This window comes from Tropicibacter alexandrii, assembly GCF_003667315.2.
GTDB lineage: Bacteria > Pseudomonadota > Alphaproteobacteria > Rhodobacterales > Rhodobacteraceae > Tropicibacter > Tropicibacter alexandrii.
In genome coordinates this window covers 152,875-167,094 of the sequence record NZ_RCTZ02000004.1, presented here as the reverse complement: position 1 = coordinate 167,094, position 14,220 = coordinate 152,875, and the positions used below count along the sequence as shown (strand labels likewise).

Sequence of the window (14,220 nt, the reverse complement as noted above, 5' to 3'; positions counted from 1 at the left end):
ACATTTATCCCGTCAATCATGTGATTTTGTGATTTTCTATTGTTAGAAGTTGCCGTGAGCGCTATCACCTGCGCGACACCAGCCAAGGGAGACTCCGCATGAAATTCTTCGTCGACACCGCCATCATCGCCGATATCAAGGAGCTGAACGATTACGGTCTGCTCGACGGGGTCACGACCAACCCCTCGCTGATCGCCAAATCGGGCCGCGATTTCAAAGAGGTCATCGCCGAGATTTGCGCGCTGGTCGACGGGCCGGTCTCCGCCGAGGTCGCCGCGATGGCGTACGATGGCATGGTCGCCGAGGGCGAGCATCTGGCGCAGATCGCCGACAACGTGGTGATCAAGCTGCCGTTGACGCTGGACGGGCTGAAGGCCTGCCGCCACTTCACGTCGAAAGGCATCAAGACCAATGTGACGCTGTGTTTCAGCGCCAATCAGGCGCTGCTCGCCGCAAAGGCGGGCGCGACCTACATTTCGCCCTTCATCGGGCGTCTGGACGACCTGAACATCGACGGGATGGAGTTGATCGCGGATATCCGGGCGATCTACGACAATTACGGGTTCGAGACACAGATTCTGGCGGCGTCGGTGCGCACGCCGAACCACGTCAAGGACGCGGCGATGGCCGGGGCCGATGTCGCGACGATCCCGCCGGGTGTGATCAAGGGGCTGGCCAGTCATGTATTGACCGACAAGGGTCTGGACCAATTCGCCAAGGATTGGGCGGCCACGGGTCAGAGTATCCTTTGATAAATAACCGCTTTTGTTGCATATTTTGCAGGAATCAGCTATGCTTGATAACGTAGTAGCGCCAAACGCTGCGGATCTGACTTGTATTTTTGCGGTGACGCAGATCCAGTCGAGCTAAACCCGGTCAGCACGCCATGATGGATGGCGTGCGGCGACGCTCCGGGTCACTGAAGCGAGCCGGTTTCAGTGCAGCTTACCTTATCAAACGTCTATTTGGCAGCGAAATTCTGCCTATAGTAGAGATCATCAAGGCAAAAATTACTATAGATTAAGTACGGGCGGTTGTGCCTCTTAGATTGTCACGATACGCGTCACGCGGAAGCGGTGGAGTACGGTGGTAGTCGGTGCAGCCGCGCTCAGCCTTGCTGAGCGATCTCGGTCGCAAGTTGTAAGTGTTCCCGGAAATCGACACAGCCAAAGGGTAGTGGGTCCACTTTATCGGCGGATTTGCAACGGCAACATCAATGCACAGGAGCCTGCGCATGAACCTGCGAAGGAAAGAGTACAGCCGGGAAAACCTCTCAACCGATCAAGTGAGAAAACAGGAATCTCTTCAGGAAAGCGATCGGGGAGAGTCATCCGGAGGTCTTCCGATCATTGCAGCAGTGCTCGGCGCGCCCTTCGCTTTGATGGTTTTTATTGTATGCCTGATTTTCGGAACGTCGCTCTTTTCGGCTTTTTTGTATGCAACGTTTACGCATACTGCTATTATAGCAATCGCAGCACTTATAGCTTACTTTCGTAACGATGGTGAGCCGATCGTATCTCAGCCCGCGACCACACCAGAGAAACCTGCATCTTTGTCTGAAAGAATCTGGCGCAGTTACGCCGCGAAGAGCATTGTCGTTGCACCAATGCGTGTGGCAGCCGCCTTGCCCAACCTTCCGATATCCGCTTCAATTGCAAAGTCGTGTTCTGAACTCGGTCACGAAGTTCACCACTCAAACGACCTCGACGAAATACTAGAATGCGTCGCCAGCAACATTGAAGAATGGGATTTCGTGATCGTCGACATGGGTATTTCATCGGACATTTCCGAAGTGATAGATACGCTCATCTCATTCAGAAACCAGTTTCCTTCGATGCCCGTGCTCCTATTGTCCAGCGATGTAGGCGCAGACGATCTGTCGTCTGAACGCAGCAGCATATGTGATGCAACGTTGCGCAAGCCAATTTTCAAGAAACAACTTGCGTTGGGTGTTCTCGCAGCCTTGGAGAACCACCACACGGCACTGAAGAAGATTAATTTGTAGTCAATCAAAGAGCAGATGTTCAGTCGCGGTGCGGAAAGCCTTTCGAAAGGCCTTGCCCCGCCCGACAAAAAAGCCCCGCCAATTGGCGGGGCTTTCCTGTCTCGGGCGTTTGACGGTTACGCCATCCACCACCGTTCGGCCATCCGGGCATTGTCCATCTGCCAGAGGTTGCCGACCTTCTCGGGGTTGGCGACCTTGTTGTTGACCGCCTGAACGTAGTTGGCGAACATCGGCAGCACGACGCCACCGTCGTCCTTCAGGATCATCTGCATCTCGTGATACATCTCGCGGCGCTTGGCGCTGTCGAGCTCGGCACGCGCGATGACCAGCAGGTCCTGGAAGCGCTCGGAGTCCTCGCGGCCCCACTGCGTGTCGTTCCACGGCACGCCTTCCTCGTAGGCGGTTGCGAACATCCAGTCCTCGGTCGCACGACCCGACCAGTAGCAGGCGCAGAACGGCTTCTTCAGCCAGACGTTCGACCAGTAGCCATCCGCCGGTTCCTGAATGAGGTTGATGTTGATGCCCGCCGCCTTGGCCGACGCCTGATACAGCTGTGCCGCATCCACCGCGCCCTCGAACGCCGCGTTCGACGCGGACAGGTCGATATCCAGCGAGGTCATGCCGGCCTCTTTCAGATAGAACTTCGCCTTGTCCGGATCGTAGGTGGTCTGCTCCATATCCGCGGCGAAATACTGGTTGGCGGGGCCGATCGGGGTGTCGTTGCCGACGCGGCCATGGCCCAGCAGGATCTTGTCGACCATTTCCTGACGGTTGATCGCGAATTTCAGCGCGCGGCGCACGTTCACATCGTCGAACGGCGCGACATTGGTCAGCATCGGGAAGGTATACTGCTGGTTGCCGGTGACTTCCTGAATGCGGATCATCGGGTTGGCGCGCAGCAGGCTTTCGGTCTTGAAGTCGATCCGGTTGATCGTATCCACCTGACCGGTCATCAGCGCGTTCATCCGGGCGGTGTTGTCGTTGATCGCGATATACTCGATCTCGTCGAAATAGCCCGCGCTGTCGCCCTTGTAGTGGCTGGGCACGCGGGTCGCGACCATGCGCACACCGGGTTCGAAGCTTTGGACCTGATACAGACCGGTGCCGATACCCTTCTGGATGGCCTCTTCGATCTGGCCCGCCGGGAACATCAGGATGTGATAATCCGACAGCAGATAGGGGAAGTCCGCATTGCCCGCCGCCAGCGTGAACTGCACCTGATGGTCGGTGATCTTCTTCATCTCGGTGATGGTTTCGACAATCGGCTGGGCCGCAGATTTCGCGCCCTCGGCCACGTGCATCTGCAAGCTCTCGATGACGTCCTCCGCGCCGAACGCCTTGCCATTGTGGAAGGTCACACCCTGACGCAGGTTGAACGTCCATGTCTTGGCATCGGCGGACGCTTCCCAGCTTTCGGCCAATTCGCCCTTGAGCGAGCCATCGGCGGCGACCTCGGTCAGGCTGTCGAACACGGCACCTTGCGCACAGGCGATCATGTAGAGGTCGGAATGGGTGCGGCTGTCCCAGCTGTCCGAGGTGTTCGCACCGGACAGGCCCGCGCGCAGGCGACCACCCTTCTTGGCTTGCGCCCGCAGCGGCATGCCCGAAGCGGCTAGCACACCAGCGGCCGCGCCGGTGGTCAGAAGTCCACGTCTTGAAATGCGTGTCATGTCAGTCTCCCTTGTCGTGTCCCGTCCCGTTGGCCGGGACGATTCCATTTCCTTTTACAGTAAAGGGCCATGCATGGCCCCTCACAACCTCTCAATCCATCTGCGCGCTGGCGGCATCGCCGATATTCTCGACACCGCGTTCGGCCAGCAGGTTGGTCAGCCAGTCCGGGTCCATTTCCGGCACGGACGACAGCAGCAGATCGGTATACGGGTGGTGCGGCGGCTGGAACATCTCGGCCTTGGGCCCTTGTTCCACCACCTTGCCCTCTTTCATCACGACAACCTCGTCGGCGATGGAGCGCACCGTCGCCAGATCATGCGTGATGAACATATAGGAAAGCCCCAGCTCATCTTGTAGGCGCGCCAGCAGCCGCAGGATACCCTCGGCCACCAATTGGTCGAGCGCGCTTGTCACCTCATCGCAGATGATGAATTTCGGCTCGGCGGCCAGTGCGCGGGCGATGCCGATGCGCTGCTTCTGCCCACCGGACAGCTCGGATGGCAGACGGTCGCCGAATTGCGCGGCGGGCAGTTCGATCTGCTCGAGCAATTCATCCACGCGCTCGCGCTTGGCGCGGCCTTTCAGACCGCTGTAGAACTCAACGGGCCGCCCGATGATGTCGCGGATGCGCTGGCGCGGGTTCAGCGCCGTATCGGCCATCTGGTAGATCATCTGCGCCTGACGCAATTCGTCCCGCGTGCGCTTGCGGTAATCCAGCGGCAGCGGCTTGCCGTCGAACTCGATCACCCCGATGCGCGGCGGCAAAAGCCCGGTGATGCAGCGCGCGGTCGTGGACTTGCCCGATCCGCTTTCACCCACCACCGCCACCGTCCGCCCGGCATGGATGTCGAAGGACACGTCCTTCAAAACATCCATCTTGCCATAAGCTGCCGTGATCCCTTGGACGGACACAACCGGAACCGCATCCACCGCCGGGGCCGCTTTGGCCGGGCGCTGGAATTCGCGCACCGCCCAGAGGCTTTTGGTGTAGTCCTCTTTCGGGTTTGAGAGCATTTCCCGCGTCTCGGCCTCTTCGACCTCATCGCCTTTGAGCAAGACCTTGATCCGGTCGGCCATCTGCGCGACCACCGCCAGATCGTGGGTGATATAGATCGCCGCCGTGTCGAATTCCTCGACGATGTTGCGGATCGCGGCCAGAACCTCGATCTGGGTGGTGACGTCCAGCGCCGTGGTCGGTTCGTCAAAGATGATCAGGTCGGGGCGGCAGGACATAGCCATCGCCGTCATCGCGCGCTGCAACTGCCCGCCGGACACCTGATGCGGATAGCGAAAGCCGATCTCGTCGGGATTGGGCAGGCGCAGCTTGCGGTACAGCTCCATCCCGTCCTGCTCGGCCTCGGACTTGCCACTGACGCCATGCGCAAGCGGTGCCTCGGAATGCTGGTCGATCAGCTTGTGTGCAGGGTTGAAGCTGGCCGCGGCGGATTGCGCCACATAGGCGATGCGCTTGCCCAAAAGCTGGCGCTTTTGCTCGGCAGACGCCGCCAGCAGGTCGATCCCGTCGAAGTGAACGGAGCCTTGCGAAATCCGCACCCCGTCGCGGGTAAAGCCCATCGCCGCCAGTCCCAACGTCGATTTCCCGGCGCCGCTCTCGCCGATGAGCCCCAGCACCTCGCCCTTTTTCAGGGTCAGGTCGACACCCTTGATGATCGGCATCCAGGTTTCGTCGCTGCGGCCTTCCATATGGATGCCGCGCATCTCGACCAAGGTTGCGCGATCACTCATGGCTCACTCCTTCAACCCGGACGACCGGTGCAGCATCCAGTCCACGACGAAGTTCACCGCCACCGTCAGCAGTGCAATCGCCCCCGCCGCCAGCAACGGCGCGCTTGCGATCTGCGGCGCGAAAGCGGCGTAGTTGATGAAGGCGGACAGGTCCTTGACCATCGTACCCCAATCCGCCAGCGGCGGCTGGATGCCCAGCCCAAGGAACGACAGCGCGGAAATGGTCAGGAAGACAAAGCAAAAGCGCAGCCCGAATTCCGCCAGCAAGGGCGCGGTGGCATTGGGCAGGATCTCCTTGAAGATCAGATAACCCATCCCCTCGCCGCGCAGCTTGGCGGCCTCGATATAATCCATGACGACGATGTTCATGCCCACCGCACGCGCCAGTCGGTAAACGCGGGTCGAATCGATCACCGCGATGATCACCACCATCGCAACCGTCAGCCCCGTCCCCGTGACCCAGGCCGAGGCCACCGTGATCAGCAACAGCGAAAAGATCAGCGAGGGGATCGCCATCAGCACATCCACCCCGCGCGACAGGATCTGGTCCGTCCAACCGCGCAACACCGCCGCGAGAAAGCCCAGCGTGCCGCCCAGCAGGAACGCCAAAACCGTCGTGGCAAAGGCGATCCCCACGGTGTTCTGCGCGCCATAGATCAGACGGCTCAGGATATCGCGCCCGATCTGATCGGTGCCCAAGGGGAACTCCGGGTTGCCGCCCAGCGCCGGATTGCCCCCCGGCACCACATTGGCCTGCGCGAACACCTGCTCTTGCCCATGCGGCGCAATGAAGGCGGCGAAGATCGCCAACACGGCGTAGATCAGCACCACCAAGATGCCAAAGGCGGCGGTCAGGGGCATCTGCCGGAACAGCTTGCGCGACGCTCCGGTGCCCACATGCCGCCCCGCCAGACGGAACAAGAACGCCGCCACGGCGGAACCCGCCACGAAATGCACCGCCCAGCGCCAGAAGATGACGGATGGCGCAGGCACGCCCTGCTCGTTCGCCGCCGGTTGGAAGTACAGCCAGACGCCCGCAAGGATCAGCACCACCGCCAGCGCAAAGCCAAAGGCCACCGCGTAGGGCATGTCGCGGAAATAGGGGTTGTTTCCGGTCGCTTTCTGCCCCGCAAACCGGAACACCCAGCCCAGAACGGCGACCACCGCCAGCGCCAGCGCGATATTCAGCCAGACGCTCATTTCGGGTGCCTCAGACGCGGGTTGGTCAGGATCGACAGGATGTCAGCGGCGAGGTTCAGCAGGATATACGCCCCGGCAAAGATCAGGCAGCAGGCCTGCACCACCGGGATATCGCGGTTCTTGACCGCATCGACGAACAACTGCCCGATGCCGGGATAGTTGAACACCACCTCGACCACGACCACGCCGGTAATCAAGTAGGCGAGGTTCAGCGCGATCACGTTGATGATCGGCGCCCAAGCGTTGGGCAGCGCGTGATGGGTGATGATCCGCAGCGGTTTGACGCCTTTCAGCCGGGCCATCTCGATATAGGGGGAAGCCAGCAGGTTGATGATCGCCGCGCGCGTCATGCGCATCATATGCGCCGTCACGACCAAGGTCAGTGTCAGCGCGGGCAGCAGCGTCGCGATCAGCCGGTCGGTGAACGGGATGCCTTGGTAGATATTCGCAATCGACGGCAAGAGCGGGTTCAGCACCGCCAGAAACAGCACGAGGATATAGGCAAGGAAGAACTCAGGCGAGGAAATCGACGTCAGGGTCGAGATATTGGCCACCTTGTCAAAGACCGAATTGCGATACAGCGCCGCCAGCACGCCCAGCCCCACGGCAAAGGGCACGGCAATCGCCGCCGTCACACCGGCAAGGAACATCGTATTGGCAAAGCGTGGCGCGATCTGGTCCGCCACCGTCTTCAACTCGGCCGCGCCCATATTGGTCTGAAAGTTCAACTGCGCATAGCTGACGCCCAGATCGCCTTGCAGCATGTCGCCCAACCAGACGAAGTACCGGGCGAAGAACGGCTGATCCAGACCAAGGTCGCGCCGGATCGAGGCAATCGCCTCGGGCGTGGCGCTCTGCCCCAAAATGGCCTGCGCAAAGTCACCCGGCAGCAGGTTCACCGCCGTGAAGATCACGAAAGAGACGATGAGCAGCGTCAATAGACCCAAGGCGAGGCGCTGAAGTATGATCTTGAAAACTGGGTTCACGATCCCTGTCGGTTCTGGTTTTTGTTGACTGACAAGTTAACAAAAGCCGACCTCATGTAAACCTTTTGTTTTCGACGATCTGATCCATCACCCTGACCAGCTCGGCGCTGATGCCCGGTTCGGACAGCGCATGCCCGGCATTGCGCACCATGCGCAGGTCGCTTCCGGGCCATGCCTTGTGCAGTTCCCACGCACGCTGCGGCGGGCAAATCATGTCGTACCGCCCCTGCACGATATAGCCCATGATGCCGCGCAGCCGGTCGGCATTCTTCAGAATCCAGCCGTCTTCGTCCAGAAACGCCTTGTTGGTGAAGTAATGATTCTCTAACCGGGCAAAGGCGCGGGCATAGGGCCCCGGCGCCTCGCCGCCATGGCCCGTCGAATAGACCGTGGCCAAGGCGTTCTCCCAAGACGACCACGCCTGCGCGTATTTGGTTTCCTCGACCATGTTCCCGGAAAACAGCCGCCGGTGATAGGCGGCGATCAGGTCGCCCCGCTCTTCCTCTGGGATCAGCGAGGTAAACCGCGCCCAAGTCTCGGGCCAGAACTGCCCCGCGCCACCGCCATAAAACCAGTCCAGCTCGACCTGAGTCGCCATAAACACGCCGCGCAGCACCAGATGCGTCACCGCCTCGGGATGCGTGATCGCGTAGATCAGCGCCAAGGTCGCGCCCCACGACCCGCCAAAGACGATCGCCGGGCCGATCTCCAACTCATCGCGGATCGCCTCGATATCCCCGACCAGATCCCATGTGGTGTTGTCGACCACGCTGGCATGGGGCTTCGACCGGCCACAGCCGCGCTGATCGTGCAGGATCACGCGGAACACCTCGGGGTCGAAATAGCGGCGCATCGCGGGCGAGCAGCCACCCCCCGGCCCACCATGCAAGACCAGCACAGGGATGCCTTCGGGATTGCCACATTGCTCGACATAGATCCGATGCCCACCGGTGCGCGCGATCACGCGCTGGTCGAACGGGTCGATCGGAGGATAGAGATACTGCACTGCGCGCTTTTGGCCCGGGATTTTGTCCATGTCCCTTCTATATTGCGCAATGCAGGGGAAATGCCATGGGGAATGATATGACCACCACCGTCGACGCATCCGAGATCGCCAAGTTCGAGGCCATGGCCGCCGAATGGTGGGATCCGACCGGCAAGTTCAAGCCGCTGCACATGATGAACCCGGTGCGGCTGGACTATATCACCACGCAGATCGCGGGCGAATTTGACCGCCAGCTTGGCACCGACCAGCCCTTCAAAGGGTTGCGCATCCTCGATATCGGCTGCGGCGGGGGCCTTCTGTGCGAACCCATGGCGCGGCTTGGCGCCGAGATCGTCGGCGTCGACGCCGCCGCCCGCAACATCCCCGTCGCCGAAACCCACGCCGCCCAGTCCGGCCTGCAAATCGACTACCGCCACACCACGGCCGAGGCGATGGCCGCCGATGGCGAACAATTCGACGTCGTCCTGAACATGGAAGTGGTCGAGCATGTCGCCGATCCGCTCGCCTACCTGAACGCCTGCCGCCAGCTTCTTAAACCGGGCGGGCTGCACCTCTGCTCGACCATCAACCGCAATCCCAAGAGCTTCGCCATGGCCATCGTTGGCGCGGAATACGTCATGCGCTGGCTGCCCAAGGGCACCCATGAATGGTCGAAATTCATCACGCCAGACGAACTCTATGACCTGATGCGCAAGGCCGGGCTCGATCCTGTCGACCGCAAGGGCTACGTCTTCAACCCGATCACATGGAAATGGTCGATCTCCGACCGCGACCTGTCTGTGAACTACGTCACAGCCGCCCTGAAACCCGCCTAGGGCTTCTTTGGTCCCAAAATACCTTGGGGGGAGGCGCGAACGCGCCGGGGGGCAAAGCCCCCTAGCCTTCCTCCAACCGCACCCGCAATTCGCGGATCACCGGCAGGGCGGCGCGCACATTCGCCTCGCCCAATTCGCCCACCATCTCTTGGATCATCGGCGTGATCGCGGCCAAGGCCGCCTCGCGCGCGGATTTCCCGGCAGGCGAGATCGACACCAGCTTGCGCCGCGCATCGTCCCAGTCGGGACGGATATGCACGTACCCCGCCATTTCCAGCTTGGACAGCGTGTTGGTCATCGCCCCGCGCGTCACGTGAAACGCCTTGGCCAGTTGCGCCGGGGTCTTTTCCCCGCCGCGCGACAAGGTGTTCAGCACCGAGAAATGCGAAATCTCCATGCGGTTCGGCAGCACCTTGGTCAGGCGCGCCCGCAACAATTGGTCCGCCGTCAACAACTCGCTGAACAGCGAGATGGCCAGCCCGTTCGCATCGCTCATTCCGGCCCCCTGAAATCCCTGTCGTGGGTCAGCGACGGCACCTTGTGCCGTGCGTCGTCCACCTTGCTCAAATCCAGATCGACGACCGTGACGCCAACCGCGTCCCCGGCGTCATGAACCACCTCACCCCAAGGCGACACGACCAGCGCATGCCCCCATGTGCTGCGCGTCCGGCCTGCGCTGGCGCGGTGCTGCCCCACCTGCGCGGGGGCAACCACCCAGCACCCGGTCTCGATCGCGCGCGCCTGCAACAGCGGCTGCCAATGCGCGGGCCCCGTGCCCGGCGAAAAGGCCGAGGGCACGCAAATCACCTGCGCGCCCGCCTTGGCCAGCACACGGTACAGGTAGGCGAACCGCAGGTCATAGCAAATCGTCAGCCCCAGTTTTCCAAGCGGCGTGTCCACCACCACCGCCTGCGCGCCCGGCGCATAGCCGGACGATTCGCGGTAGGTCTCCGTCTCCGACACCTGCACATCGAACATGTGCATCTTGTCATAGCGCGCGACCGTCTCGCCCTCGGGCGAAATCACCAAGCAGCGATTGGCGAATCGCTCTTCGGGCGGGTCGGATTTGACCGCCACCGCCGTCACGATCCACAGGCCCAGCGCCTTGGCCGTTTCCGCCAGCCCGGCAAGGAACAGGTCGTCGCGTTCACGCCGCAAGACCCGCGCCTGATGCCCGCGATCCATCGACACGCAGTTCGACACTTCGGGGGTAAAGGCGATCTCCGCCCCCTCCGCCGCCGCCGCGCGCAAGAGTTCGACCACCGAGGACAGGTTTTCCTCGGGGTCGTCGCTTGAGCAGATCTGAAGGATCGCGGCCCGCATCACCCCGCCAGAAGCGGGTCGAGCTTGCCCGCGCGGTCCAGCGCATAAAGCTCATCACAGCCGCCGACATGGGTCTCGCCGATGAAAATCTGCGGCACAGTGTGACGGCCATGGGCGCGGTCCATCATCTCGGACTTGCGCGCGGGCTCGCGCAGCACGTCGATCTCGGTGAATTCCACACCTTTTTGGGTCAGCAAACGCTTGGCCGCATGGCAGAAACCGCACAGCGGGGACGAATAGATTTCAACAGGTTGCATGGATCTTCCTCTCGGGTGTCACACCCTAGATAAGACCCTACGCGTCTTTTGCAACGCGGGCCAACACGCTGACGCATACCTCGGTTGCACCGGCTGCAAGGCAAGCCTCGGCGCAGGCCGCCAATGTCGCCCCCGAAGTCATCACGTCGTCGACCAGCAGCACCGGCCGCCCCTCGATCATGCGGGTCCGCCATTCCGAGGCGCGAATCGTGCCTTGCAGCGTCTCGAACCGTTCATTGCGCCCCTTTCCATCCAGCGACGGGGTCGCCTCGTGCCGGTGCAGCGCATCGGCGCACCAGTCGATGTCCAGCGCCTCGGCCAGATGCTCGGCCAGAAGGGCGGATTGGTTGTAGCGCCGCGCCAACATGCGGTGCAGGTGCAAGGGCACCGGCACGGCGACCATATTCTCGCGCAGCATCGCCCGTGTCTGCCGGGCCATCCAGCGCGCGGCGGGCTTCGCGATGTCCTGCCGGTCGCCATGTTTCAGCGCCAGCACCATGCGCCGCGCCCTGTCCTTGTAGACCAGCGCCGCGCGCCCCTGCACCCAAGGCCGCTGCACGGTCATGCAGTCGTCGCAATGCTCGACCCCGTCGGACTGACCCGGCAAGGGCACCCCGCAGAGGTCACAGGCAAGGCCCGCGATAAACGGCGTCTCCTTCCAGCACCCGGTACACAGCCCGAAATCCGTCTCGACCAGCCCGCCGCAGGACAGGCAGCGCGGCGGATAGACCAGCTGCACCAGCGTTTGCATCCGCGCGCGCCACGCCCTATCTGCCTTCAACATGGAAACCCCTCGCCTCACCGACCGACACGCCCTGCTGACCCACCGCGCCCGCGCCCTGCGCGACCCGGCGCTGTTCCTGCACGAAGCCGCCCTGACAGAGGCCGAGGATCGGCTCGCATTGGTTAACAAAACCTTTACCGATCCGGCGATCATCACGCCCTTTCTCGACCTGTGGCGGCAAAGCCATCCCGACGCCCGGATTATCCCCGACAGCGACACGCTGGACCTGCGCGAAGACGCGCATGACCTGATCATCCACGCCCTCGCCCTGCACTGGGCCGATGACCCGGTCGGCCAGCTGATCCAGTGCCGCCGCGCCCTGCGCCCCGACGGGCTGCTGATCGTGCTGACCTTTGGCGGGCAGACCCTGACCGAATTGCGCGCCGCGCTGGGGCAGGCGGAAATCGAAGTGACCGGCGGCCTCTCGCCCCGCGTCGCGCCCATGGGCGAGATTCGCGACCTTGGCGCGCTGTTGCAACGCGCGGGCCTCGCCCTGCCGGTCGCCGATACCGCGCCGCTGACCGTCACCTATCGCGACCTCTTCCACCTCATGGCGGACCTGCGCGCCATGGGCGAGACCAACGCGCTGCACAACCGTGTCCGCCACCCGACCCGCCGCGCCGTCTTCCTTCGGGCCGCCGACCTTTATGCCGAAACCTTCGGGCAAGACGGCCGCATCCCCGCCACGTTCGAGATCGTCACCCTCACCGGCTGGGCGCCCGATGCCAGCCAACCCCAGCCCCTGCGCCCCGGCTCTGCGGCACATCGGCTCGCCGATGCGCTTGGCACGCAGGAAAAGCCTCTCAAAGATTGACGTATCTCACCCACGCGATATCTACGCCCGGAACCAAAGCAGGAGAGCCCTGATGCTGGACGCGACCACCGCCCGGAAACCCGCCCATGCGGCTGCCGACCATCCCGCCATCAAACCCGCCAAGGTGGGGGTCCTGCTGGCCAATCTCGGCACGCCGGATGCGACGGATTACTGGTCGATGCGCCGCTACCTGAACGAGTTCCTGTCGGACCGCCGCGTCATCGACTACGCGCCATGGAAATGGCAGCCGCTCTTGCAGCTGATCATTCTGTCGAAACGTCCCTTCACCTCGGGCGCGGCCTACCGGTCGATCTGGAACACCGAGCTGAACGAATCCCCCCTGATGACGATCACCAAGCAGCAGACCGCCGCCATCGCGCAGCGCATGCAAGACATGTACGGCGATCAGGTCGTGGTGGATTTCTGCATGCGCTACGGCAACCCCTCGACCGAGTCCAAGGTGCAGGCGATGGTCGATCAGGGCTGCCGCAAGATCCTGTTCTTCCCGCTTTATCCGCATTACGCCGGCGCCACCTCGGCGACCGCGAATGACCAGTTCTTCCGCGCGTTGATGAAGCAGGAATGGCAGCCCATCGCCCGCGTCGTCGAACCCTATTTCGAACACCCGATGTATATCGAAGCGCTCGCCCAGTCGATCGAGCGCGGCTATGCCGCAGCCGAGAAAAAGCCAGAAATCCTCGTGGTCTCCTATCACGGCATGCCGAAACGCTACCTGATGCAGGGCGACCCCTATCACTGCCAGTGCCAGAAAACGACGCGCCTGCTGAAAGAGCGGCTGGGTTGGGACGACACGCAGATCGTGACCACCTTCCAGTCGGTCTTCGGCCCCGAGGAATGGCTGAAGCCCTACACCGTCGATCACGTGGCCGAACTGGCCAAGCAGGGCAAGAAAAGCATCGCCATCTGCGCGCCCGCCTTTTCCGCCGATTGCATCGAGACGCTCGAAGAGATCAACGAAGAGATTCGGGAAAGCTTTGAGCATGCCGGGGGCGAGGATTTCCTCTATATTCCCTGCCTCAATGACGACCCCGCGCATGTCGATGCGCTGTCGACGGTGATCTCCGAGAATCTCGGCGGCTGGGCCACCCCGCTCTGAACAGGTATCGGTCGTGGGCATTGCCTCGACCGCTTTGCACCCGGACCGTCAACAATGCGCGGTTCGGCCCGGTATTGTTGACCGAAAACCGGAAGGCTGCCCCCAAAGGGCGAATCGTTTCTGGCGCTCACCACTGGCCCCAATAGAAAAAGGCGGCACCGTCGCGCCGCCTTTTCCAAATTCAGTAGGTTGAAAAACCTATCAGTCAGCAGCAGCTGCCGCGATGACTGCGATCAGCAGCAGCGGGATCAGGATGCCGGCAGCCGAGGACGACTGTGCGGTTTCTTCCACGACCACGACGGGCTCCATGACAACGTCGTCCTTTGCATAGGAACCGGCCATTGCGGTGGAAGCTGCGCCAGCGAGAACAGCTGCGAGAGCGAGTTTCTTCATGATTAATCTCCAATTTTTAGCCCGACGTGCGAAAGCACGCCAAGCACCCAAGACTTACCTCGTGACTCTGTCAAAGCAGCTTTTCAGGGGCAATGCAATTGGT

15 protein-coding genes are annotated in these 14,220 nt (G+C 62.0%); 5 read left to right on the top strand and 10 right to left on the bottom strand.

From position 1 onward, the window contains the following. Positions 1–98 precede the first annotated feature (98 nt). Both fsa and D8Z78_RS07050 read left to right on the top strand, forming a co-directional pair. Positions 99–752 (top strand): fructose-6-phosphate aldolase, encoded by a 654-nt coding sequence (gene fsa / locus D8Z78_RS07055; protein ID WP_121629434.1) that lies wholly within the window; start codon positions 99–101, stop codon positions 750–752. 482 nt (positions 753–1,234) lie between these two features. Next, the gene (locus D8Z78_RS07050) at positions 1,235–2,005 is read left to right on the top strand and encodes a DNA-binding transcriptional response regulator (protein WP_121629433.1); all 771 of its coding nucleotides are present in this window, start codon (positions 1,235–1,237) and stop codon (positions 2,003–2,005) included. A gap of 116 nt (positions 2,006–2,121) precedes the next feature. Here D8Z78_RS07050 and D8Z78_RS07045 read toward each other — a convergent pair whose 3' ends face one another. The 5 genes from D8Z78_RS07045 to pip form a co-directional block, all read right to left on the bottom strand. Then, on the bottom strand, positions 2,122–3,675 hold the full coding sequence (locus D8Z78_RS07045) for an ABC transporter substrate-binding protein (RefSeq protein WP_121629432.1): 1,554 nt from the start codon (positions 3,673–3,675) through the stop codon (positions 2,122–2,124). Between the two features lie 91 nt (positions 3,676–3,766). Then, a complete protein-coding gene (locus D8Z78_RS07040) occupies positions 3,767–5,422 on the bottom strand; it encodes an ABC transporter ATP-binding protein (protein WP_121629431.1) in 1,656 nt (551 codons plus the stop codon). 3 nt (positions 5,423–5,425) lie between these two features. Further along, a complete protein-coding gene (locus D8Z78_RS07035) occupies positions 5,426–6,622 on the bottom strand; it encodes an ABC transporter permease (RefSeq protein ID WP_121629430.1) in 1,197 nt (398 codons plus the stop codon). After that, on the bottom strand, positions 6,619–7,608 hold the full coding sequence (locus tag D8Z78_RS07030) for an ABC transporter permease (RefSeq protein WP_121629429.1): 990 nt from the start codon (positions 7,606–7,608) through the stop codon (positions 6,619–6,621). The genes D8Z78_RS07035 and D8Z78_RS07030 overlap by 4 nt, the downstream gene beginning before the upstream one ends. Before the next feature lie 52 nt (positions 7,609–7,660). Beyond that, a complete protein-coding gene (gene pip, locus D8Z78_RS07025; protein WP_121629428.1) occupies positions 7,661–8,644 on the bottom strand; it encodes a prolyl aminopeptidase in 984 nt (327 codons plus the stop codon). A gap of 47 nt (positions 8,645–8,691) precedes the next feature. On the opposite strand from pip, the gene ubiG reads away from it, so the two are divergent. Beyond that, positions 8,692–9,429: a bifunctional 2-polyprenyl-6-hydroxyphenol methylase/3-demethylubiquinol 3-O-methyltransferase UbiG gene (ubiG, locus tag D8Z78_RS07020; RefSeq protein WP_121629580.1), complete on the top strand. Its 738-nt coding sequence runs from the start codon at positions 8,692–8,694 to the stop codon at positions 9,427–9,429. 61 nt (positions 9,430–9,490) lie between these two features. Here ubiG and D8Z78_RS07015 read toward each other — a convergent pair whose 3' ends face one another. The 4 genes from D8Z78_RS07015 to D8Z78_RS07000 are packed head-to-tail and all read right to left on the bottom strand — an operon-like array spanning position 9,491 to position 11,793. Then, positions 9,491–9,925, bottom strand: a complete 435-nt coding sequence (locus tag D8Z78_RS07015; RefSeq protein WP_121629427.1) for a MarR family winged helix-turn-helix transcriptional regulator — start codon at positions 9,923–9,925, stop codon at positions 9,491–9,493. Next, a complete protein-coding gene (locus D8Z78_RS07010; protein ID WP_121629426.1) occupies positions 9,922–10,752 on the bottom strand; it encodes a carbon-nitrogen hydrolase family protein in 831 nt (276 codons plus the stop codon). The genes D8Z78_RS07015 and D8Z78_RS07010 overlap by 4 nt, the downstream gene beginning before the upstream one ends. Further along, entirely contained in the window at positions 10,752–11,009 is a 258-nt protein-coding gene (grxC, locus tag D8Z78_RS07005) for a glutaredoxin 3 (protein ID WP_121629425.1), read from the bottom strand. The genes D8Z78_RS07010 and grxC overlap by 1 nt, the downstream gene beginning before the upstream one ends. Before the next feature lie 37 nt (positions 11,010–11,046). Next, positions 11,047–11,793 carry a ComF family protein gene (locus D8Z78_RS07000; protein ID WP_240672031.1) on the bottom strand — a complete coding sequence of 249 codons (747 nt, stop codon included), beginning with the start codon at positions 11,791–11,793 and terminating at the stop codon, positions 11,047–11,049. Between D8Z78_RS07000 and D8Z78_RS06995 the strand changes: the two genes are divergently transcribed. Both D8Z78_RS06995 and hemH read left to right on the top strand, forming a co-directional pair. Next, positions 11,792–12,607: a methyltransferase domain-containing protein gene (locus D8Z78_RS06995; RefSeq protein WP_121629423.1), complete on the top strand. Its 816-nt coding sequence runs from the start codon at positions 11,792–11,794 to the stop codon at positions 12,605–12,607. The two genes, D8Z78_RS07000 and D8Z78_RS06995, sit on opposite strands and share 2 nt — an antisense overlap. 52 nt (positions 12,608–12,659) lie before the next feature. After that, positions 12,660–13,724 (top strand): ferrochelatase, encoded by a 1,065-nt coding sequence (gene hemH / locus D8Z78_RS06990; RefSeq protein ID WP_121629422.1) that lies wholly within the window; start codon positions 12,660–12,662, stop codon positions 13,722–13,724. 201 nt (positions 13,725–13,925) lie between these two features. Here the strand turns inward: hemH and D8Z78_RS06985 are convergent, their stop codons facing one another. Further along, positions 13,926–14,117: a ferrochelatase gene (locus D8Z78_RS06985; protein ID WP_121629421.1), complete on the bottom strand. Its 192-nt coding sequence runs from the start codon at positions 14,115–14,117 to the stop codon at positions 13,926–13,928. Positions 14,118–14,220: the final 103 nt, after the last annotated feature.